This is a genomic window from Microbacterium awajiense, from assembly GCF_039536545.1.
Lineage (GTDB): Bacteria > Actinomycetota > Actinomycetes > Actinomycetales > Microbacteriaceae > Microbacterium > Microbacterium awajiense.
On the sequence record NZ_BAAAYU010000005.1, the window covers coordinates 320072 to 341858 of the forward strand.

The window sequence follows — 21787 nt, forward strand, 5'->3', positions numbered from 1 at the left end:
CTCGACGACGGGGCGGGGTGGGTCAGCGGCCGGCGCTGCGGCGCACCAGCAGCGCGAGGTGCAGCGCGGTCTGGGTCTCGCCGTCGTCGAGATCGACGTCGAGCAGCTGCTCGATGAGCGCGATGCGCTGGTAGAACACCGAGCGGGACAGATGCGACGCGGATGCGGCGGCGGTGCGGTTGCCGGGATGCGCGAGCATCGCCTCGAGCACGTCGAGCAGATCGCCGCCACGGCCGAGGTCGTGCACGATGAGCGGCTCGAGCATCCGCTCGCCGTGCTCGAGAACGCGGTGGTCGTCGCGCAGCGCGGTCACCAACTGCACCAGCGGCCGGTTCTCGGCCCGGCGCAGCTGCGGGCCCCGGCCGGGGCGCCGTCGACGTCCGCGCGCGAGATCGACCGCCTCCTGCAGCGAGACCAACGCACCCTCGAGACCCTCTGCGGCGCGCCCCACCGACACGACGAGGCGATCCGGCTCGGCCGTCGCCGCGTTCTCCATCGCGGCGGTCGCGAAGGCGAGGGCGGCATCGTCGTCGAACGTCGCGTGTGACGGCACCGACAGCAGCACGGTCGCCGCGGGTGCGGGCACCCCGTCGGGGGCCGACCCGACCAGCGCACGACCGCCGAGCGCGCGGGCTGCGGCATCCGCCGTCGTCGCTCCGACCGACGCTCCCGCGAGGATCACGCCGTACAGAGTCGAGCGCTGCATCGGAAGACCGGATGCCTCCAGCCGCGCCGCGACGCCGCCCGCCCCGATGAACCGGCCGGCGAGCAGAGCGTCGACCAGGCGGCGACGGCTGATGCGCGCCCACTCCTCCTCGCCGTCGGCGAGGCGTCCGACCGCGAGCGCGATCGCGCCCTGCTCGAGCACCGCCGAGCGTCCGGCCGGATGCGTGGGACCGGGCAGCGCGAGCAGATGCCCCCAGCGGATGCCGCGCGCCTCGACCGGCACCACGAGCCAGTCGTCGGCGCCGGCGGCCGCGCCGCGTTCGCGACGCTGCTGCGCGCGTCGGTGCGCCGACCGCGACCGCAGCTCCCAGTCGGTGAACAGCTCCTCCTCCATCACCGGGGGCACCTCGGCGGCGACGACCTCGTAGGCGAGGTTCTCGAGCACGACGGGGGCACCGAGCGTCTGAGCGAGCTGATGGACGATGAAGTCGGCCGGTGACCCGCGCAGCGCGAGGGCGGTGAACCGCTCGCGCACCTCGTCGCGCGCACGCAGGGCGTCGGTCTGACCGGCGATGATCCGGCTGTGCACGGCCTGGGTGACCGTGACGAACTTGACCTCGCGGTGCAGCAGGACCAGTGCCAACCCACGCTCTGCGGCGGCCTTCGCGACGACGGCCGGCAGATAGCGGTAGTGGGTGCCCAGCTCGAGCACGAGCCCCGACAGCCCGGCATCGGCCAGCTCGCCGACGAAGCGCGCGAGCTCCGACGGGTCGGCGGGCCACTGCGAGCCGGTCGACAGCAGCAGCTCGCCGCCGTCGAGCAGTCGTGCGACGCCCGCGCTGTCGGACACGTGCAGCCAGCGCACGCGCGCATCGAGCGCGGTGTCGCCGACGACGACCTCGGGAACGCCCTCGGCGACCGCGTCGAGACCGAGGACCTCGCGGACGGTGGGTAGCGTCTCGAGGGCGGAGCGCGCCATCGGACGATCCGTCTGGATCGCCTGCTCTTCGCGACGTTCGGCCACCTGTATCGCCCGATCTGCTCTGACACACTGGGACGACAACAGCCTAGACGATGCCCGGTCGATCTGTCCGGGACGCCTGCTCCCACCCCCGAGACAGCCCGCGAAGGACGCCATGACCCTCATCGCCGACTCCGACCTCGACAGGAACGCGCGCGTCCGTGCCGACGACCGAGCGCACGTCTTCCACTCGTGGAGCGCGCAGGCGCTCATCGATCCGCTCCCCGTCGCGGGTGGCGCGGGGTCGACCTTCTGGGATTACGCCGGCAACGCCTACCTCGACTTCAGCTCGCAGTTGGTGAACCTGAACCTCGGACACCAGCATCCGGATCTGGTCGCCGCGATCCAGCAGCAGGCCGGCCGCCTCGCCACGATCCAGCCGTCAATGGCCAACGATGTGCGCGGCGAACTCGCGCGCCGCATCGCCGGCGTCGCGCCCGCGGGGTTCGAGAAGGTCTTCTTCACCAACGGCGGCGCCGACGCGAACGAGAACGCCGTGCGCATGGCGCGCCTGGTCACCGGCCGGCGCAAGGTGCTGTCGATGTACCGCAGCTACCACGGCAACACCACGACCGCGATCTCGCTGACCGGCGACCCGCGCCGCTGGCCCAACGAGCCCGGCGACGGCTCGGTCGCGAAGTTCTTCGGCCCGTACCCGTACCGCTCGGCGTTCCATGCGGCGACGCCGGAAGAAGAGACCCAGCGCGCTCTCGAGCACCTGGAGCAGACCATCGTGCTCGAGGGCGCCTCGACCATCGCGGCGATCGTCATCGAGTCGATCGTGGGCACCAATGGCGTCCTCGTGCCGCCTCCGGGCTACCTCGCCGGCGTCCGCGAGCTGTGCGACCGTCACGGGATCGTCTGGATCGCCGACGAGGTGATGGTCGGGTTCGGCCGCGTCGGCGAGTGGTTCGCCTTCCAGGCCTTCGATGCCGTGCCCGACCTCATCACGTTCGCGAAGGGGGTGAACTCCGGCTATGTGCCGCTCGGCGGCGTCGTGATCTCGCATCGCATCGCCTCGCATTTCGACACCCTCGCCTTCCCCGGCGGCCTCACCTACTCGGGGCATCCGCTGGCGTGCGCCGCGGGCGTGGCGACCTTCGAGGTCTTCGAGCGCGACGGGATCCTCGAGCGCGTGCGCGACCTGGGCTCCCGCGTGGTCGAGCCGCGCCTGCGCGAGATCGCGACGCGGCATCCGTCGGTCGGCGACGTCCGCGGTCTCGGCCTGTTCTGGGCGATCGAGTTGGTGCGCGACCGCGAGTCGCGCGAGCCGCTCGCGCCGTTCAACGCGTCGGGAGCGGATGCCGCACCCGTCGCCGCGGTCGCGGCGGCCTGCAGGCGCGACGGCGTGTGGCCGTTCACGCACTTCAACAGGCTGCACGTCGCGCCGCCGCTGGTGATCGACGAGGACGAGCTGGTGCGCGGTCTCGACGTCATCGACCGTGCGCTGTCGGCCGCCGACGAGCACACGCGCTGACGGTCGGTCGCCTAGCGTCACCCCGCCCCGCGCGCAAGACCCCCCGGGTTTCCCTCCGATGCGAGGGAATAGAACCCTGCGGCATGAGGTTGTTCCTTTACTCGGCGCAATGACCGTGCCGAAGGAGGGGACAGTGGGCAAGAACTACGTCGACATCGAGAACGACAGTGGCGAGGTGCTTCGGTACCGCAAGCACGCCAACGGTCGGGGTCTGATCGCGCACGGCGCCAAGGTGCACCCGAGCGCGACCGTCGAAGCCGGAGCGTACGTCGAACCGGGGGTCCAGGTGGCCGCCGGTGCACGCATCGGGCGCGGCGTCTGGGTCGAGTCGAACGCCGTCATCGGCCCCGAGGCCCAGATCGCCCCCCACGCGCACATCGGCCCGGGCGCCGCGATCGGCGCGCGGGTGAAGATCGGCATCCGCACCCAGGTCGGACCGGACGCCCGCGTGGCCGTGGGTTCCCTCATCGGCGACGACGAGACTATCGGCGAGGGCGAACAGGTCGCCACCGACCCGCGAGGTCTGCGTCTGGCAGCCTGACGCGAACATCGACTCCGGAGATCTACACGGAGTTCGGACCGCATCGCCACGATGGCTCCGAGGTTCGTGAGATGCTCCGAACCTCGTGACGGGAGCGTCGGCAGCCGCAGTTAGGGTGCCGGTATGACACGTTCCGCGATCACCCGCGCGGGGATCGCGGCGACGGTGCTGCTGATCGCCGGAGCGGTGGGGCTGTCGGCGTGCACGGCGACGATCGGCGAGGTGCAGGATGCCGATCCGCCCGCGCCCGCGGCATCCGAGGCGCCAGACCTGCCGGCCGACGCGTTCGCGATGATCGTCGAGAGCGTCCACGACGGCGACACGCTGCGCGCACACGTGACCCGGCCGAACGATGTCGTCACCGACACCGGATCGACACGGGTCCGTCTGCTCGGCATCGACACCCCCGAGATCTCGCCAGACCTCGAGTGCTGGGGGTCGCAGGCGACCGCGGTGCTCGAAGAGTTCGCGCCGCCGGGCGCGACGATCTGGGCCTCGCCCGACGTCGAGGTGCGCGACCAGTACGACCGTCACCTGCTCTACCTCTGGACCGCGGACGGCACGTTCATCAATGCCGAGCTCGTGGCTCAGGGTGCCGCGCGCGTCGAGGTCTACGCTCCGAACGTCCTCTACGAACCACTGCTGCGTGACCTCGAAGCCGACGCGCAGTCGGCCGGCGTCGGGCGCTGGGGCGCGTGCGGCTGAGGCAGCGGGCGGATCACGCGAACAGCATCAGCACGAAGCCGAGGAGCGGCAGCGTTCCCTGGATGGCCGCCGCCCGAAGATAGGCGCGTCCTGTGGTCAGCAGAACGAGCGCGGCCGCGAGCATCGACCCCAGGCTGAACAGCACCAGCGCGACCCCGGCAGCCCGGATGCCGTCGACGCCGACCCAGTACAGAACGAGGCCGATCACCGCGCCGATCGCCAGGAAGAGGTTGTAGAAGCCCTGGTTGTAGGCCATCGGCCGCACGGTCTCGGCAGACGCCTGGTCGCGCACGCCGAAGCGCCTCCAGACGCGCGGCTGCGTCCACTGCACGCTCTCCATGATGAAGATGTACACGTGCAGCAGCGCCGCGAGCGCGGCGACGACGGTGGCGAAGATCGCGATCATGAGCGAACGATACCGCTGCGGATACGCTGGCCTGGTGGCCAGAGGACGCGGGGGAACCGGAAGGACGCCGCGCCCGAAGCGCGCGACCGGCGCCGCACCGCCGCGCGCGCGGCGTGCCTCGCCCGCGTCCGCCCCGACGCCGGAACCCCCACCGCCCGAACGCTTCGTGCTGGGTGCGATCCCCGGTGCGACGCTGGGGAAGTGGATCGACGCGTGGAGCCGGCGGATGCCACGCACCCCGCTCGTGCTGCGCGAGATCGCCGTCTCGGACCAGCGCTCGGCGCTCGATGCGGACGACCTGGACGCCGCCCTCGTGCGCCTGCCGATCGATCGCGCCGACCTGCACGTCATCCCGCTGTACGACGAGATTCCGGTCGTCGTGTGCTCGGCCGAGTCGCACCTCACGGCCGCCGACGAGCTGGAACTCGACGATCTGGCGGGTGAGGTCGTCATCGCACCGGCCGACGACGTGCTCGCCGTGACGGCGCCGGATGCCGCGCCCGCCGCGTTCGACCCGCCGGCGACGACCGCCGACGCCGTCGAGATCGTCGCCGCCGGGGTGGGGGTGCTGATCGTCCCGATGTCGCTGGCGCGGCTGCACCACCGGCGCGACGTCGCCTTCCGGCCGCTGCGCGACGGCCCGACCTCGACGGTCGCGCTGGCATGGCACGCGTCTCGCACCACTCCCGCCGTCGACACGTTCGTCGGCATCGTGCGGGGGCGCACCGCGAACTCGTCACGCGGCTGAATGCCCCAGGGCCGGGCGCGCAGACGAAGACGGAGGATGTCGCCGACCTGGGTCTCTGCGACATCCTCCGTGGTCCGGCTCGCGGAGTCCTCGCCGATGGCGCCCCAGGGACTCCGCTCCCAGTTCCGACGCCCCCCGGTGCCGGTCATCGAGCCTTTCCACAGTGTCGGAGCAGGCGACCGCACCCCTGATACACCGGACGCGGGATTTTTTCAGAAACCTGCGCCGTGCACCTGGAACGGGGCGCGGATGCCGGTGCGGCGCGCGGCTTCGGCGAGAGCCACGGCGGGGGGCTCCCCGGACGCGAGCCCCGCGTGGAGTCCACCGAGGAGCTCGCACGCGTCGTCGTCGGCGACGACCACGGGCGCGGCGATCACGCAGCGCGCGCCGGCGTGCAGCCAGATGCGCGTCATCCCGACCGCCTCCTCGCCCCATCGCACCGAGGAGCGGCCGACCTCGCACGCCGACAGGACCACCGTCCCCGGCACGCGTTCGATGAGGTCGATGTCGTAGCCGAACAGGGTGCCGTCGGCGAGTTCGAGACCCGAGAACATCGGGTTGTCGGCGGCGTGGCGTCCGTGCGCGGCGACATGCAGCACGTCGACGCGCTCCGCCAGGCCGGTGACACCCGCGATCGCGGCAGGGTCGAGCAGCTGCCCGTCGCGCCACGACGCCGCGGCCGTCCGTGCCTCTTCGGCGCCGCGAGGGACCCGCGGGCCCACGGCGAACCCGGCAGCCGACGGCACGACGAGGTCGCGCCCCGCCTGGAGCCAGCGCGAGACCGATCCGGCCACGGTGAGCACGCGCGTATGAAGGGCGGGCATCATCGCCCACGGGATGCCGTTGAGTACGCCCGGTGCCGTCAGGACCAGGCGGCGGTCGCCGATCGCCGGCAGGATGGGATCCAGCAGGCGCGCCGACAGCGCGCCGACGCGCTCGTCGAGCGAGCGACGGACGACGGCGGCGAGTGGGCCGTGCTGCACGGCGGCGGCCATGTCGAGGTCGCTGCGCAGTCCGGGCAGAAGCGCTCGCACGTCCGACCAGTCGCCGAGGGCTACGAGCGAGACCCGCCGTGCGGTGACCACGAGCGCCGACAGCCCCTCGCCCGAGTAGACGAACGAGATGACAGCGGTCGCGTCGTCGAGGGCGCCCTGCACCTCGTCGAGGGTCGCCCTGCCGTGCACCTGGGCCGAGCCGGTCTCCGACCACTGCCGCTGCCGCGCCCGGTTGCGCAGCTCGGTGGCGCGCGGGTCGCTCATCCAGGCATCGCCGTCGGCGCGCAGCATCCGCAGTTCTGCGAGTTCCGCGGCCAGCTCGGGGTCGGGCGGGGGGCGCAGGGGCGCAACCTGCAGGGTGAGGTGCCGGGCGCGCTCCGACCACTCGAAGACGACATCCGGCCGGCCCGATCCGACCGCCGAACGCAGGCCCTCACCCATCAGCCCGTGCCCCATCCACACGACCGATGTCTGCAGGTCGAGACTGCCGAACCGGCGCTGCCACCCCAACAGCTCCTCGAGACCCGCACGGGCATGTCGTCGCGCCTGCGCGGGCCGATTCCGCGCGGCGGCCCGCACCGCGCGCACCTCGTGCGCCAGCAGGCGCAGGTCCATCGGTGCGTTCGCGGGCGTGCGCACGGTGCGCACCGCGGGCACGCGTCCGCGGCGCGCCAGCCACAGCTCGTGCGCGAGGCGCAGCGCCGTCGCATCGACCGGCATCCCGTGCCCGCGCAGCGCGTCCACGAGCGCGGCGACCGCCTCGGGACGCGGCGAGCGCGCCGATTCCGGCACCCGCTCGCCGCGCGTCGAGACGGCGCCTGCAGCGAGACGCGCCCGCATCTCGATGCCTTCGGCCCGCACCGCCCACCGCTCATTGCGCGCACGACGGAAGCGACGTGCGGCTGAGGCTGCGATGCGCCGGGCCCGCACCGGATCGTTGCGCAGCAGCGACGTGGCCAGCGCGAACTCGGCCTCGGCGCGCTCTTTGGGCATGCGCATGGTCGCCAGGGCATCGGCGGCGTCGGAGAAGAGCTCCTCCGCCTCGCGCAGCAGACCGGCATCGCGCAGGACCTCGGCGCGGTCGAGCGCACTGATGGCGGCCCCCGCCTTCGATGCACGGGCCAGCACCGGATGCGCACGCGTCATCTCGGCGAGTGCGGCGACGACGTCGCCGCGCAGGAGGTCGATGTAGCCGAGATTGTGGCGTGCCTCCGCGGCATCCACGTCGAGCCCCTCGGCTGCGTAGATCTCGGCGGCGGCCCGCGTGTCGGCAGCGGCTCGGGCGAGGTCGCGTCGCTCGATGCCGACAACACCCCGGTTGACGAGCAGGTTGGCGCGCGCCACGCCGTCGTCGAGAGCGTCGATCGCGCGCGTGAGCCAGCGATCCGCATCGTCGAGGCGCCCCGCGCGTTCGGCGATCGAACCGAGTTGACCCGCGAGGATCGCCATGGTGCCGTCGGACAGGCCCGCCGTCTCCCACGCGGCCAACGCCACCGACTCGGCACGCACGAGGTCGCCCGACCGTGCGTGGATGAGGGCCTGCGTGCCCGCGATGCGGGCACGCAGGTCGCGGTCGTCCGTGAGTGCGTCGGCGCGTGCGAGCAGGTGCTGCGCCTGGCCGAAGCGTCCTCGATTGGTCAGGTCGACCGCGTCGTGGTGGAGCGCCTCGGCCGATCTGCCCATCCGCCCATCATGCCGTGCGCGGGGTGCGCGGCGCGTGGGATCAGTGCGGTCCGCGCCTCATCGCGAGCAGATCCTTCTCGACCGCCTTCCAGACCTTGCGCGTGTGCGCGATGCGGGCTTTGTCGTCCGAGACCTTTCCGCTCATCAGGGCGTCGGAGATGCCGGCGGCGATCATGCCCGCGACGTACGGTGCCGCGAAGGACGTGCCGCTCCACAGAGCGAACCCGCCGCGGAAGTCGTCGGGATCGATCGACTCGCGCCGGAGGCCTTCGCGGTCGTTGCGGACCTCGGCCTGCATTCCGCCGTTGAGGGCAGGGAACGAGCTCAACACGGCGGCTCCCGGCGCGTACGTCTTCACCCACGGGCCGATGTTGCTGAACAGCGCCACCGTCCCGTTGGGGTTCAGCGCACCCACCGAGACGTGCGGCGCGGCGGAGCGCGAGTCGGGCACGACCACCTCGGGCCCCCAGGGCCACAGCGCCGCCGGGAACGTCGGCCGATCGGTCGCGTCGTTGCCCGCCGAGCAGACCACGGCGCATCCCGTACGACGCGCGCGAAGCAGCAGCTCGGCGAGCGTCTGGTCGAACAGTCCGTCGTCCGGGGTCTCGTGGTAGTAGCCGATCGAGAGGTTGATCACATCGACGGCCCGTCCGCCCTTGCGCGGCGATGTCAGCATCGCCTTGACGAGCCTGCGCACGCCCAGCAGGAACGCGCCTTCGAGGACGTTGCCCATGCTGTCGGCGACGCGCACGGCGATGATGTCGGACTCGGGGCTGAGTTGTCGCACCACGCCCGAGATGAACGTGCCGTGCCCGGCCGATCCGTCGAGGGCACCGTCGAACGGACCGGCGAGGTCGCCGACGGTCTCGGGGTCCGTCGCCGGGTCGTCCTCGCCGATCACGACGCCGTCCGGTGTGCGGGGATAGCGGGTGACGATGTCGTCCGGAAGCCACTCGTGCCGGCCGCAGCCCGTATCGAGCACGGCCACGACGGGCCGGCGCCCCCCGCGGGCGAGCGCCCCGGTGCGGGTCGGCCCGGGGCCGACGTAGTCGACGACCTGGCGGCCGCCGCTGCCCGCCCACTCATACGAGTCGAGGCCGTTCGTCTTCGAGCTGAACGGGTTCGTCTTCGCACCGAAGGGATTGGTCTTGCCGCCGAACGGATTCGTCTTGCCGCCGAAGGGATTGGTCTTGCCACCGAAGGGGTCCAGGGTGAGCACGTGGTCGAGGGTGACCCGGCGCAGGCGCTTCACGCCGGAGCGGGCGCGCGCCCGCTGCAGCAGCCGCCACGCGTCGATCGGAGGCACGGGCTGGTCGTCGCGATCGGGACTGGGAGACGGGAAGATCTGAACGCGGTAGATCGTGGGCAGATCGAACTCGCGGCGGCCGCGTTCAGCCCGGTCCAGGGCGACGTCGAGCTCGACCGGGGTGTTGTCGAGGTTGCGCAGCGCGATGCCCCAGCCGAAGTCCGCGGCGGCCGGACGCAGCAGCGTCAGCAGGGCCTCGACGTCGTCGACCGCGGTGATCAGCAGGTGGTCGGGCGCGTAGTCGGTCGGGTACGCGTCGACGCCCTCGACCGGCTCGCTGCGCGGATCGAGCGGCACGCCCTCGCCGCGCGCGGCGCGATAGCGCTCCCTCCACGTGCCGTGCCGGTCGCCCGCGGAGCCGCGCGCCGGGTCGTCGGGGTCCAGAGTGCTCATGTCTTCTCCTCACACAGCGGATGCCGGGGCCCCTGGCCGCGGCATCCGCTCTCGTCGGGTCATACTTCGAATTGGGGTGTCTCGAACTCGCGCATCTCGCCGACGTCGTCCTTCACCACCAGGCGCAGCCGCACCACGCCCGGTGTCACCTCGTCGAAGGCGAACCGGCCGTTCTCGCCGGCTTCGGCCGCCCACTCGCGGTCCGCATGCACCAGTCGGATCGCGAGAGGAGCGGCATCCACCCATCCGTCGACCCTGCGACCACCCTGATCGGTGGCCGACACGTGCAGCAGCACGCTGGTCTTGCCGTCGCTGAACTGCAGCGTGGCGGTGTCGGTCTCGCCGCGCACCGCAGCGAGCTCGGCGCCCTCCACGAGCGTCAGCAGCGCGTACTCGCGCGTCAGGTCCTCGACCGCGACCGCGGCGACCATGCGGTCGACGAGGTCGGCGGGCACCGGATCGATGCGCTGCCAGTGATCGCGCATCCGCGCGAAGAGCTGCCCGTCGCTGACGGTTCCGTCATTTTCCATCGTGATCGCCTCCCCATCCGTCGCCCCCGAGAGCGGCGCGGAGCTTGCCCAGACAGCGCTGCCGCGTCGGTCCGATCGACCCCACCGGCATCCCGAGATCCTCGGAGATGCGCGCGTAGTCGGGCCGGTCTTCGAACGCGACGATCCGCAGCAGCCGCTGGCATCGTTCGTCGAGCCCGCCGACGGCCAGCCACAGGCGACGCGACTCATCGTCGTCGGCTGCGGTCTGCTCGGCGGACTGGTGGACGGGCAGATGGGGCTCGAGCGTCTCGGCCTCGGTGGCATCCGCTCTGCGGTGCTGTTTGCCGACACGCCACGCCTCGCGGCGTGCGCACATCGTCAGCCACCCCGACACGGCCTGCGGATCGACGATGCTCTCGTGCTTGCGCACGAGGGTCATCCACGTCGTCTGCACGACGTCCTCGGCGAGCTGGCGGTCGAGCCCGTAGGCGCGCACGACATGCCACAGCGGAGGCGTCATCAGCCGCACGAGGTCGTCCATCGCCCGGCTGTCGCCCACGCGCCAGCGCAGGAACAGGTCGGCGGCGCGCTCCCAGCGCGCCGGTTCGACCGAGTCGACGGATGCCTCGGCGCCGGTGTGCGTCATAAGGCCCATTCTGTCCACACCACGCCCGAGCGCGATAGGCCGCACCTGATACACGACGCGCGGAACTCCGGGGTACTCCCCTGTCGAGCGGGCGGGTATGCACGCCCGACACGGCGTGTCGCGTGCATACCCGTCCGCTCGAGTGGGTTTCGGGGGGATCGCACCCGCGGCCTAGAATCGCGGGATGACGACGCGTCCGCTGGTGTACGTCTGCGTGCGACCGCAGGCCGATGCGGCAGCCGCCGAGTACGAGTCCTTCCGCGCCGGAACACGCCTCGAGCCCGGCGCCCTCGACATGTGGGATCTCGTCGACGAGCCGCTCCCGGCCGACGCATTCGACCGTTGGTCGGGCTTCGTCATCGGCGGCAGTCCGTTCAACGTCACCGACCCCGAGTCCACCAAGACCGAGGTGCAGCGCCGCCTCGAAGCCGATCTCGAGACGATCGCGGCGCGGGCGGCGGCGTCCGAGACGGCGGCACTGTTCACGTGCTACGGCATCGGCGTCGTGACGCGGATGCTGGGCGGCGAGGTCAGCCGCGCCTTCCCCGAGGACACCGGCCCGGTCGCCGTACGCCTGACGGCCGACGCCGCGAACGATCCCGTGTACGGAGCGCTGGCCGACAGCTTCTGGGCTCTCACCGCGCACAAGGAAGGTGCCGGGGTCGCCCCTGCGGGAGCCGTGCTGCTCGCCGAGAACGACGGATGCCCCGTGCAGGGCTACCGCGTCGGAGACCGCCTCTACACCGCGCAGTTCCACCCCGAGCCGACCGGAGCGGCCTTCGTCGAGCGCATGCAGATCTACCGCGACGACGGGTACTTCGAGGCGCGCGATTTCGAGGTCATCGCGGCCCGCGTGACGGCGGCGTCGGTCACCGAGCCGCAGCGACTCCTTCGCGCGTTCGCGAAGGAGTTCGGCGCGTAGCCCGCACGGCCGCGATGATTCCGGCCGCGAGCACCACGATCGCGACCACCAGCGCGGTGATGCCGATGACGGTGCTCGAAGGCTCACCGGTCAGACGTGCGACAGCGAGCCACGACAGGCCCCACGCGAGCGCGAGACCGGGCGCGAGTCGCCCGGTGACCGCCGGGATCGTGACGCCGATGACCGCCACGGCGAGCAGCACGGCCACCCCCCACACATCGGCAGCGGCCTCCCAGTCCGCCGGCACGATCTGCGTGAGCCAGGCGGCCGTGTTCGCCGCGGTTGCCAGGGTCACCCAGCCGAGGTGCAGGCCCGTGACGCCGTCGATGAGCAGCCGGTCGAGCCAGCCGACCGGCGGCGCGACGACGACGGCGCGGCGGAACGTCAACGCCAGCACCGCGGTGAGCGCAGCGATCATGAGGACCGTGAGCGGCAGCGTGAGGAACTGGGCGGTCACCAGCCACAGGCCGTTGAGCACCATGGTCGCCGCGATCCACCAGCCGAGCGCCCGCTGACGGGCATCCGTGCGCTGCGACGGGAGCGCCTGCCACACCGTGTAGGCAATGAGCCCGAGGTAGATCACCGACCAGATCGAGAACGCCGAGGCGGCGGGAGCCAGGTACGAGCCGTCGGTGTCGAGTGCACCGTTCTGCAGGTCCTGCACCGGCGTGCCGCCGAGTGCGCCGGTGCCGACGAGCGCGGCGATGATCATGAACGACGCAGCGGCGATGACGCCGATGCGGCGGGCGAGGTCGTTGGGAGGGGAGTCCATGCCGCCGACGGTACGCGTCCGGGCCCGCGACCGGGGGGGTGTTGACACGATGCGCGAATGCTGGCAGGTCGCAGATCAGGGTCGGTCGGTCGTGCCGTCCGGAGCGTGCAGGGCGAGCTCGATCCGGTCATCGAGATAGCGCTCCAGCGGCTGATAGCCGCCCGCTGTGCTCCACCGGATCATCGGCACGCCGTCGACGGTGCGCAGCGGTCCGGATGCGGCCCCGGTCGCCGCCGCATCGAGATCCAGCTCCTGCCAGCCGAGATGGACGATCTCGCCCTCGGCGAAGCCGCCACGGTGCGCCGCCGCGGCCAGGCCCGCCCGTTCACGCTGCGACTGGGCGGTATAGCCACGGCGCACGTCGGGGCGCGCACGCACGATCTCTCCGACGAGCAGCATCCGATCGTCCGCGAGCAGCACCGTCCCCAGATGCCACGCCGCTCCGCGCCGCACGATGCGCGGCGCGCGGGAGATCCCCAGCAGGCGCCGGGGCTGGATCAGTTCGCCGAGCGCCTCGCGCGGACAGTGTGCGAGGCGTCGGCGTGCGGCATCCAGCAGGGGGATGATCGCTTCGGCCATCAGGTCACGCGGCGTCGTCCTCGATCGGGCGCGACCGGTCGCGCTTGAGTCCGGTGCCCCGGACGGCCGTCGCGAGGAGCGGGAACAGCAGCACCGACAGCATGCCCGCGCCGACCAGCACCGCGGCGTGCGAGGACGGGATGATCTCCTCGCTCACGCCGATGGCGGTCACCGCGACGATGATCGGCAGCGCCGTGGCCCCCATGAGCATCACCGCGACCCGCTCTCGGCCCGACGCGCCCGCGGGCGCCGCCAGCATCGAGGGCAGCCCGCGCACGACCAGGAGCACGACCAGGGTGACCGGCACGAACAACAGCAGCACCGGTTCGGCGATGAGTGCCTCGAGATCGAAGGTGACCCCGGTGTAGATGAAGAAGATCGGCACGAGGAAGCCGAACGCCACCGCCTCGATCTTGCTGTCGACCGCTTCGCGGGTGCGTTCGTCGGCCTCGCGCATGAGCAGCTTCCACAGGATGCCCGCGGTGAACGCGCCGAGGAGCATGTCGATCTCGAGGGCGATGCTCAACACGGCCAGAGCGGCGAGGATGAGGAGCACGAGCCGCACGGCGAACTGGCCGGAGGTGTGCAGCGTCGCATCGACGAACGCGTGGAGCCTGCCCTGCGGAACCTTCATCGCCCACCACACGGCCAGGCCCGCGATCACGGCGAACAGCAGCAGCACGAGCGTCGCCAGACCGGGATTCCGCCCACCGAGGAACACCGAGATCGCCACGAGCGGACCGAACTCTCCGACCGTGCCGACGGCGCTCACCGACTGTCCGAACGGGGTGCGCAGCTCGCCGGCGTCGCGCAGGATCGGGATGAGGGTGCCCAGCGCCGTCGACGCCAGCGCGATCCCCACGATGACCGCCGCCTCGCCCGACAGCAAGATCAGCCCGATCGCGATCCCCGCGACGATGCTGATCAACCAGCCGATCCAGGCACGACGGCCGGTGCGCCCGCGCAGGGCGCTCGCCTGGATCTCCGTACCCGCCACGAAGAACAGGAGCGCGAGGCCGAAGTCGCTGAGCGCCTCGATGAACGCCCACGGCTGGACCCAGCCGAGCAGACTCGGTCCGACCAGGATGCCGAGTATCAGCTCGAACACGATGATGGGCACGCGCAGAACGCGTCCGATGCCGCGGGCCGCGAGCGGTGCGAGCACCGCGAGCGCGCTGATGACCAGCAGCGACGGCATGCTCGACTCCATGGGGCCAGCGTACTGGCGTCGCCGTCACGCAGCGGGCCTACTCGAGGGTGCGCATGGCCGCCTGCGCGCGGCCCCGCGCGTCCTTCGCGCGGGACGCCGCCGCCCGCTCCTGCGCGTCGAGTTCGGCGAGCCGTCGCGCGGCTTCGGCCTCGTCGGATTCGAGGCGGGCGAGGTCGCGGCGCATGTCGTCGATGCGCTCGCGCAGGTGATCGACGCGCTCACGCGCCGTGTCGCGCCGCGTCGCGATCCTGCCGTGCTCGCGCTCGGCCTCGTTCGCGGCGCGGTCCGCCTCGCGCGCCGCTTTCTCAGCGGCTTTCCGCGCTCGCCGCTCGGCGAGGTCGTCGGCGGGCGCCGCCACGACGACACCCGGTACCGAGCCGCCGACGGCGGCGGCGAGGGTGTCATCGTCGACCGACCCCGCCTCCAGGGGCGCGACGAGCCGTGCCGTCATCACGGCGGCGGCCGCGGCGGCGTCCATCACGGCCGCGTTGATGGTCTTGCGGACGTCGTCGACGGCCGCGGCGCTCACCGTGACCCCGCGGTCGGCCGCGAGCTCGACCGCCTGCGCCGCCAGTGCGGCGACCAGCTGCCGCCGCTGCCTGCCGAGCCGCGCGAGTTCGGCCGCATCGAGGTCGTCCTGCGCCTCACGCAGGGCAGCCGCGAGGTCGAGTGCGTCGCCGAGCTGACCCTCCCGCGCGAGCAGGTCGACGGTCCAGGCGGCGATCACCGGCTTGCGGAGGGCCTTCAGACGCTTCGCCAGTGCGGGGTCGGCCAGCGCCGCCCGGCTGTTGCGCGCGGCGGTGAACTCGGCGGGGGTGAGAGCGTAGAGCTCGGCGGCGATCTCGTCGAGCGCGTCGGCGGTGGCCTGCGGCATCCGCCCATTCTCGCGCGTACCGTGTGTGAGCGCAGGGCCTGTCCGGATGACGCGGATGACTGCGGTGCGCCCGACCCGGCCGCGGTCAGGCGCGCAGGACGCGCGACGTGCCGGGGATCGGCGGCGTGCCGGAACCGCCGCGGATCTCGCGGTGGAGCCGCTCCATGCGCTCGTCGAGCTCGGCCGCGGCATCCGCGGCATCCGTCAGGCTCGCCAGCAGCTCGCCGGGGACGTGCGCGTCGTACTTGTAGTAGATCTTGTGCTCGAGGCTCGCCCAGAAGTCCATGGCGATGGTGCGGAACTGCACCTCGACAGGCACATCGATGCGCCCCGTGGACAGGAACACCGGCACCTCGACGATCGCGTGAAGGCTCTTGTAGCCGTTGGGCTTGGGCTTGGCGATGTAGTCCTTGACCTGCACCAGCCGCACGTCGTCCTGAGCGACCAGCAGGTCGAAGAGACGGTAGGCGTCGGCGACGAAGCTGCACGTCACGCGCATGCCGGCGATATCGGTGATGGCGGCACGAATGGACGGCAGGTCGCCGTCGATACCCTTGCGCTGCACCTTCTCGACAAGACTGTCGGGAGATTTCACACGGCTCGAGACGTGCTCGATCGGGTTGTAGTCGTGCACGAGCTGGAACTCCTCGCGCAGGATCTCGATCTTCGTCTCGATCTCGCGCAACCCGAACCGGTACTCCATGAGGAACCGCTGCAGCTCGTCGCGCAGCTCCCTCAACTCGGCCGGCGACACGCGGATCTCGAGGTCTTCGGAGGGGGAGGCGGACGCGGGAGGCGCGGGAGTCGGCATGCCCTCCAGGCTAGGAAGCGGAACTTGCAAGCGCCTGTGAAGCCTGGCGCGCCGCGCCGAGCGCGACGTACTCGCCGGGCGGCGGAACGTCGACCGGCATCCCGAACACGACGGGCGCGATCGCGCGCACCGCCTCGGATTGAGCGCCGCCGCCGATCAGCAGGGCACGGCGGAGTGGAACCCCGAGCCCGCGCAGGGCATCGAGTCCCGCGGCCAGTCCGCCGAGCATCCCCTCGACGGCAGCGCGCGCGAGGTTCTCGCGGGTGGTCGAGGCGAGCGTCATGCCGCTCAGGGTCGCCGTCGCATCCGGCAGGTTCGGGGTGCGCTCACCCTCGAAGTACGGCTGCAGCGCGAGGCCGTCGGCGCCGGATGCCGCAGCAAGGGCGAGCCGGCTGAGCTCGTCGTGGTCGACGCCGAGCAACCGCGCGATCGCGTCGAGCACGCGTGCGGCGTTGAGGGTCGCCACCAGCGGCAGGAACCGCCCGGTGCCGTCGGCGAACCCGGCGACGGTTCCCGTCGGGTCGATCGTGCGCTCATCGCTCACGGCGAAGACCGTGCCGCTCGTGCCGATCGAGACGACGACGTCGCCGGGGGCGGCCCCGAGGCCGAGGGCTGCGCCGGCATTGTCGCCCGCGCCCGACCCGACGCGCCGACCGTCGGCATCGGTCACCCACTCCTCGGGTCCGAGCACGCGTGGCAGCACGGCGTCGTGGCCGAGTGCCGCCGTGAGCAGGTCGCGGTCGGCGTCGCCGGTCTCGGGGTTCCAGTACCCGGTGCCGGAGGCATCCGAGCGGTCGGTCACGAGCTCGTCGAGCACAGGCCCCCGTGGCGACTCGTCGGCGGGTCCGAAGCCGCGCAGGCGCCACGTGAGCCAGTCATGCGGCAGCGCGACGGCGGCGACGCGGGCAGCGTGGTCGGGCTCATGATCGCGCAGCCACCGCAGCTTCGTGATCGTGAAGGATGCCACCGGCACGAGGCCGGTGCGCTGGGCGAGTTCGGCGGCGCCGAACTCGGCGATCAGGTCGGCCGCCGCGCCCGCCGAGCGGGTGTCGTTCCACAGCAGGGCCGGGCGGATCACGCGGCCCTCGGCATCGAGGACGACCATGCCGTGCTGCTGCCCGCCGATCGACCACGCCTCGACGTCCGCCAGGCCTCCGGCGGCGTCGATCGCCCGCTGCAGGGCGGCCCACCAGGCCGCAGGGTCGACCTCGGTGCCCTCGGGGTGCGCCGCACGCCCCTCGCGGACGATCGAGGCCGGCGCCGCGGCATCCGCGATCACGACCTTGCACGACTGGGTCGACGAGTCGACCCCCATCACGAGGCTCACGTCAGCGCGCGCCCATCAGGTGCTCGGTGGCCAGCTGCTGCAGGCGCACGAAGCCGAAGCCCTTGCCACCGAGGTAGGCGTCGGCGTCGAAGTCCTCGAAGGCCGACCGGTCGGCGAGGAAGTCGTCGTACGACTCGCCGTCGGCGAGGGTCGGCACCGAGAGCTCGTCGACCTTCGCGGCGGCCAGTGCCTCCTGCACCTCGGGGTCGGCACGGAACGCCGCCGCGCGCTCCTTGAGCAGCAGGTATGTGCGCATGTTCGCGGCCGCCGAATCCCACACGCCGGTCTCGTCCTCGGTGCGGCTCGGCTTGTAGTCGAAGTGGCGGGGGCCCTCGTAGGCGGGCACCCCGCCGGGACCGCCGTTCTCGAGCAGATCGACGAGCGCGAACGCGTTGTGCAGATCGCCGTGTCCGAACACGAGGTCCTGGTCGTACTTGATGCCGCGCTGGCCGTTGAGGTCGATGTGGAAGAGCTTGCCGTGGTAGAGCGCCTGCGCGATGCCCGCCGCGAAGTTCAGTCCGGCCATCTGCTCGTGCCCGACCTCGGGGTTCAGGCCCACCAGCTCGGGCCGCTCGAGCGAGTCGATGAACGCGATCGCGTGGCCCAGGGTCGGAAGCAGGATGTCTCCACGCGGCTCGTTCGGCTTCGGCTCGATCGCGAAGCGGATGTCGTAGCCCTTGTCTGTCACGTAGTCGCCGAGCAGGTTCACAGCCTCGCGGTAGCGCTCCAGCGCCGCGCGGATGTCCTTCGCCGAGTCGTACTCGGCGCCCTCGCGTCCTCCCCACATGACGAAGGTCTTCGCGCCCAGCTCGGCGCCGAGGTCGAGCTGGCGGAACACCTTGCGCAGCGCGTAGCGACGCACCTGGCGGTCGTTCGAGGTGAATCCGCCGTCCTTGAACACCGGTGCTGAGAACAGGTTGGTGGTCACCATCGGCACGATGAGGCCGGTGTCGGCCAGAGCACCCTTGAGTCGCTCGATCTGGGTCTGACGCTGCGCGTCGGTCGATCCGAACGCGAACAGGTCGTCGTCGTGGAACGTGAGGCCGTAGGCGCCGAGCTCGGCGAGCTTCTCGACGGCGTGCACGACGTCGAGCGCGTGCCGGGTCGGGCCGCCGAACGGGTCGGTGCCGTTGTAGCCGATGGTCCAGAGGCCGAACGAGAACTTGTCGGCGCGGGTGGGGGTGGGCATGGCGCTCCTTCGCGGAATTGTTGCGAACAACAACCTATACCAGCGCGGCGGCTTCGTCCACCCCGCGGCAGGCCCTACAGTGGCCGGATGGGCGAGACGACGACCGGTGCCACCGAGGGACGACGGCGCAACCTCGCCCGCCTGCTGCGACTCGTCCACGTCGACGGACCGCTTTCGCGCGCGAGCCTCACCGAGGCGACCGGGCTGAACAGATCGACGATCGCCGACCTGGTGGGCGAGCTCGCGCGCGACGGACTCGTGGTCGAGCGCGCGCCCGATCCGTCGCGGCGCGTCGGTCGGCCGTCACCGCTCGTCGTCGCGTCGGCCGACGTGGTCGCCGTCGCGGTGAACCCCGAGGTCGATGCGGTGACCATCGGCGCGGTCGCCCTCGACCGCGGCATCCGCGCGCGCGAGCGCATCGAGGTCGACCACCTCGTGACCTCGGAAGAGGTCTCCGAGCTCGTCGCCGACACCGTGAGGCGGTGGCGACGCAGCATGCTGCGCGGCTGCCAGGTCGTGGGGGTCGGGCTCGCGGTGCCGGGTCTGGTCCGCGCCGCCGACGGTCTCGTGCGCAACGCCCCGCACCTGCTGTGGCGCGACACCCCGCTGCGCGAGCTGGTCGAGTCGGCGACCTCGCTGCCGGCGACCGTGGGCAACGACGCGAGCCTCGGTGCGCTCGCCGAGCACCTGTTCGGCGCCGCGCGCGGCGTCGACGACGTCGTCTACCTCAACGGCGGTGCGAGCGGCATCGGCGGCGGGGTGATCGTGCACGGGATGCCGGTGACCGGCGCGGGCGGCTATGCGGGCGAGTTCGGGCAGAACCGTCCGGGGATCGCGTCGGAAGGCGACCGCCGGGTGGAGCACGGCGTTCTCGAAGACGAGGTCAGCCGCGCACGTCTGCTGCGGGCGGTGGGACTCGAACACGCCGACGAGCCGACCCTCGCCGAAGCCCTCGCCACGTCGGACGACCCGTCGGCCGCCGACGAGGTCGCCCGCCAGCGTCGCATCCTCTCGACGGCGCTGGCGAATGCGGTCAACGTCCTCAATCCGTCGGTCGTCATTCTCGGCGGCTTCCTCGCGACGCTCGCCTCACCCGACCTTCCCGGGCTCTCCGCCGAGGTGGCAGCGCAGGCGATGGGCGCCAGCGCCGAGGGCCTCGACATCCGCGTCGCCTCGCTGGGCGAGGATCGCCTGCTGATGGGTGCTGCCGAGTCGGTCTTCGCCGCACTCATCGCCGATCCCGCCGTGTGACGGTCCTCCGACTCAGCCCCGCCAGTCCCGGGGCTCGGTGAGCGGAACCGGAGTCGGCCGCTCGACCGTCGTCGTGAGCGTCTCGCGCATGCCCGACTCGGCCGAGGTCTGCAGCAGGGTCATGATCTCGAGCACGTGCATCGCGAGATCCGCGCCCGCGCGCCGTTCGCCGCGCACGAAGTCGACGAGACCGATGCCGCGACCGGCGCCGACGTATCCGGCCGACGGCGGGAGGGTCTCCCATCCGTCGGACGTGCGGCGCCGCACGTCGCCGTCGAAGCGGTTCGGGTCGGGCACGAGGAGAGTGCCCCCGGTGCCGTGCACCTCGATCGGCGCAGCGGCTGTGGTGCCGCCGTCGAAGCTCATGGTCACGGTCGACAGTGCGCCCGAGTCGTGGTGCAGGATGCCCGCCAGGTGCGTGTCGACCTCGACCGGCACCGACTCCCCCGCACGGGGTCCGTCGCCGATCACACGGTGATCGCGCGATCGCGACGCCGCGCCCGACACCGCGACCACCGGGCCCAGCAGATGGACGAGCGACGTGAGGTAGTACGGCCCCATGTCCAGCAGCGGCCCGCCGCCGGCACGGTAGTAGAAGTCGGGGTTCGGATGCCACGACTCGTGACCGCCCGAGACCCAGGTCGCGGCCGCTGAGACGGGCCGGCCGACGGCGCCGCCGTCGATCGCGGCCCGCGCGGTCTGCACCCCGGTTCCGAGGACCGTGTCGGGCGCCCCGCCGAGCGGGACGGACGCAGCCGCTGCGGCATCCGTCATCGCGCGCGCCTCGGCGAACGTCGCCGCGAGCGGCTTCTCACCGAAGACCGCGGTGCCGTGTGCGATCGCCGCGAGCGCGACCTCGGCGTGTGCCGCGGGGATCGTGAGGTTCAGGACGGTCTCGACGTCGTCGGCGGCGACCAGCTCGTCGGTCGTGAGCGCGCGGCAGCCGTCGATCGTGTCGGCGACCGCGCGGGCGCGCGCCTGATCGAGGTCGGCCACCGCGGTGATGCGCACGTCGGCGACGGTGCGCAGCGTCTCCAGGTACTGGCCCGAGATGACACCCAGGCCGACGATTCCTACCGTGTGCGGGCTGCCCACAGCATCCCCCTCTCGATGATCGTGCGCACGTTCGGTTCGGCGAGCACGTCGAGGCTGTGACCCGGCGTGGCCACGAACACGCGGCCGGCTCCCCACTCGCGGGTCCACACCACGGGAGAGACGATCGGCCGATGCCACGGGTGGTACGGCTGCACCGGGTGCGTCGTCGTGGCGAGCACGTCGATGAGGTCATCGTGCAGCACCCAGTACTGCTCGGTGACCAGCGTGAAGTCGTCGACGCCCTGCATGATCTCGTGTGTGCGACCGAGCGCGGTGAGCTCGATGTCGTGCGCCAGGTAGTTGTCGGACTCGTCGCCGACGGTCTCGCCCGGGTCGCGGGACGGATGCGTCGCGAACTGGCCGCCGACGAGGTGCAGGTAGTCCGAGCTCGACCGGTACGAGTCGGCGATCCCGCCGTGCCACCCGGCCAGACCCGTGCCCGCCTCGACGGCGGAGCGCAATCCTCGCAGCGCCTCGGTCGAGATCTCGGACATCGTCACCGACTGCACGATCAGATCGGTCGCCGCCATGCGCTCGGCATCGGCATAGACGTCGGGCGACGCCTCGATCGCGATGTCGAACCCCTGCGCCTGCAGGAACGGCACGAACAGATCGGTGGCCTCGACGGGATGGTGTCCCGCCCAGCCGCCGCGGACGATCAACGCGTTGCGCGTCATTG

At 72.0% G+C, this 21787-nt stretch carries 21 protein-coding genes; 6 read left to right on the forward strand and 15 right to left on the reverse strand.

What is annotated here, in order from left to right; translation table 11 throughout:
* Positions 1–22 precede the first annotated feature (22 nt).
* The gene (locus tag ABD663_RS08265) at positions 23–1645 is read right to left on the reverse strand and encodes a PucR family transcriptional regulator (protein WP_344737505.1); all 1623 of its coding nucleotides are present in this window, start codon (positions 1643–1645) and stop codon (positions 23–25) included.
* A gap of 157 nt (positions 1646–1802) precedes the next feature.
* On the opposite strand from ABD663_RS08265, the gene ABD663_RS08270 reads away from it, so the two are divergent.
* The 3 genes from ABD663_RS08270 (at position 1803) to ABD663_RS08280 (ending at position 4410) form a co-directional block, all read left to right on the forward strand.
* Positions 1803–3164, forward strand: coding sequence for an aspartate aminotransferase family protein (locus tag ABD663_RS08270; protein ID WP_344737506.1), 1362 nt, complete (start codon positions 1803–1805; stop codon positions 3162–3164).
* A 133-nt stretch (positions 3165–3297) separates the two neighbouring features.
* Positions 3298–3705: a transferase gene (locus ABD663_RS08275; protein WP_344740195.1), complete on the forward strand. Its 408-nt coding sequence runs from the start codon at positions 3298–3300 to the stop codon at positions 3703–3705.
* Positions 3706–3828: 123 nt separating this feature from the next.
* Positions 3829–4410, forward strand: a complete 582-nt coding sequence (locus ABD663_RS08280; protein ID WP_344737507.1) for a thermonuclease family protein — start codon at positions 3829–3831, stop codon at positions 4408–4410.
* A gap of 13 nt (positions 4411–4423) precedes the next feature.
* Here the strand turns inward: ABD663_RS08280 and ABD663_RS08285 are convergent, their stop codons facing one another.
* Positions 4424–4816: a DUF1304 domain-containing protein gene (locus ABD663_RS08285; protein WP_344737508.1), complete on the reverse strand. Its 393-nt coding sequence runs from the start codon at positions 4814–4816 to the stop codon at positions 4424–4426.
* A 34-nt stretch (positions 4817–4850) separates the two neighbouring features.
* Here ABD663_RS08285 and ABD663_RS08290 point away from each other — a divergent pair, with 34 nt between their 5' ends.
* Complete coding sequence (locus ABD663_RS08290) at positions 4851–5564, forward strand: LysR substrate-binding domain-containing protein (protein WP_344737509.1); 714 nt, start codon at positions 4851–4853, stop codon at positions 5562–5564.
* 212 nt (positions 5565–5776) lie between these two features.
* Here the strand turns inward: ABD663_RS08290 and ABD663_RS08295 are convergent, their stop codons facing one another.
* Genes ABD663_RS08295 through ABD663_RS08310 form a run of 4 tightly spaced genes read right to left on the reverse strand, consistent with a single transcriptional unit; the run spans position 5777 to position 11078 of the window.
* The gene (locus ABD663_RS08295; protein WP_344737510.1) at positions 5777–8242 is read right to left on the reverse strand and encodes a CHAT domain-containing protein; all 2466 of its coding nucleotides are present in this window, start codon (positions 8240–8242) and stop codon (positions 5777–5779) included.
* 40 nt (positions 8243–8282) lie between these two features.
* The gene (locus ABD663_RS08300) at positions 8283–9941 is read right to left on the reverse strand and encodes a S8 family peptidase (RefSeq protein WP_344737511.1); all 1659 of its coding nucleotides are present in this window, start codon (positions 9939–9941) and stop codon (positions 8283–8285) included.
* Between the two features lie 59 nt (positions 9942–10000).
* Positions 10001–10471, reverse strand: coding sequence for a hypothetical protein (locus tag ABD663_RS08305; RefSeq protein WP_344737512.1), 471 nt, complete (start codon positions 10469–10471; stop codon positions 10001–10003).
* Positions 10461–11078: an RNA polymerase sigma factor gene (locus ABD663_RS08310; protein WP_344737513.1), complete on the reverse strand. Its 618-nt coding sequence runs from the start codon at positions 11076–11078 to the stop codon at positions 10461–10463. The genes ABD663_RS08305 and ABD663_RS08310 overlap by 11 nt, the downstream gene beginning before the upstream one ends.
* 184 nt (positions 11079–11262) lie before the next feature.
* On the opposite strand from ABD663_RS08310, the gene ABD663_RS08315 reads away from it, so the two are divergent.
* Complete coding sequence (locus tag ABD663_RS08315) at positions 11263–12000, forward strand: type 1 glutamine amidotransferase family protein (RefSeq protein ID WP_344737514.1); 738 nt, start codon at positions 11263–11265, stop codon at positions 11998–12000.
* On the opposite strand, the gene ABD663_RS08320 is transcribed toward ABD663_RS08315, so the two are convergent.
* The 7 genes from ABD663_RS08320 to xylA form a co-directional block, all read right to left on the reverse strand.
* Positions 11948–12772 carry a tryptophan-rich sensory protein gene (locus ABD663_RS08320; protein ID WP_344737515.1) on the reverse strand — a complete coding sequence of 275 codons (825 nt, stop codon included), beginning with the start codon at positions 12770–12772 and terminating at the stop codon, positions 11948–11950. The genes ABD663_RS08315 and ABD663_RS08320 overlap by 53 nt on opposite strands.
* A 75-nt stretch (positions 12773–12847) precedes the next feature.
* On the reverse strand, positions 12848–13351 hold the full coding sequence (locus ABD663_RS08325) for a glutaminase (RefSeq protein WP_344737516.1): 504 nt from the start codon (positions 13349–13351) through the stop codon (positions 12848–12850).
* Positions 13352–13355: 4 nt separating this feature from the next.
* Positions 13356–14561 carry a cation:proton antiporter gene (locus ABD663_RS08330; protein WP_344737517.1) on the reverse strand — a complete coding sequence of 402 codons (1206 nt, stop codon included), beginning with the start codon at positions 14559–14561 and terminating at the stop codon, positions 13356–13358.
* 37 nt (positions 14562–14598) lie between these two features.
* On the reverse strand, positions 14599–15435 hold the full coding sequence (locus tag ABD663_RS08335; RefSeq protein ID WP_344737518.1) for a transposase: 837 nt from the start codon (positions 15433–15435) through the stop codon (positions 14599–14601).
* 85 nt (positions 15436–15520) lie between these two features.
* Positions 15521–16246, reverse strand: coding sequence for a GTP pyrophosphokinase (locus ABD663_RS08340; RefSeq protein WP_344737519.1), 726 nt, complete (start codon positions 16244–16246; stop codon positions 15521–15523).
* 10 nt (positions 16247–16256) lie between these two features.
* On the reverse strand, positions 16257–17573 hold the full coding sequence (gene xylB, locus ABD663_RS08345; protein ID WP_344737520.1) for a xylulokinase: 1317 nt from the start codon (positions 17571–17573) through the stop codon (positions 16257–16259).
* Between the two features lies 1 nt (position 17574).
* Positions 17575–18762 carry a xylose isomerase gene (gene xylA / locus ABD663_RS08350; RefSeq protein ID WP_344737521.1) on the reverse strand — a complete coding sequence of 396 codons (1188 nt, stop codon included), beginning with the start codon at positions 18760–18762 and terminating at the stop codon, positions 17575–17577.
* Between the two features lie 87 nt (positions 18763–18849).
* Between xylA and ABD663_RS08355 the strand changes: the two genes are divergently transcribed.
* Positions 18850–20013: an ROK family protein gene (locus ABD663_RS08355; protein WP_344737522.1), complete on the forward strand. Its 1164-nt coding sequence runs from the start codon at positions 18850–18852 to the stop codon at positions 20011–20013.
* A gap of 12 nt (positions 20014–20025) precedes the next feature.
* Here the strand turns inward: ABD663_RS08355 and ABD663_RS08360 are convergent, their stop codons facing one another.
* Together ABD663_RS08360 and ABD663_RS08365 are read right to left on the reverse strand one after the other, a co-directional pair.
* Positions 20026–21108 (reverse strand): Gfo/Idh/MocA family protein, encoded by a 1083-nt coding sequence (locus ABD663_RS08360; protein ID WP_344737523.1) that lies wholly within the window; start codon positions 21106–21108, stop codon positions 20026–20028.
* On the reverse strand, positions 21087–21785 hold the full coding sequence (locus ABD663_RS08365; RefSeq protein WP_344737524.1) for a ThuA domain-containing protein: 699 nt from the start codon (positions 21783–21785) through the stop codon (positions 21087–21089). The genes ABD663_RS08360 and ABD663_RS08365 overlap by 22 nt, the downstream gene beginning before the upstream one ends.
* Positions 21786–21787: the final 2 nt, after the last annotated feature.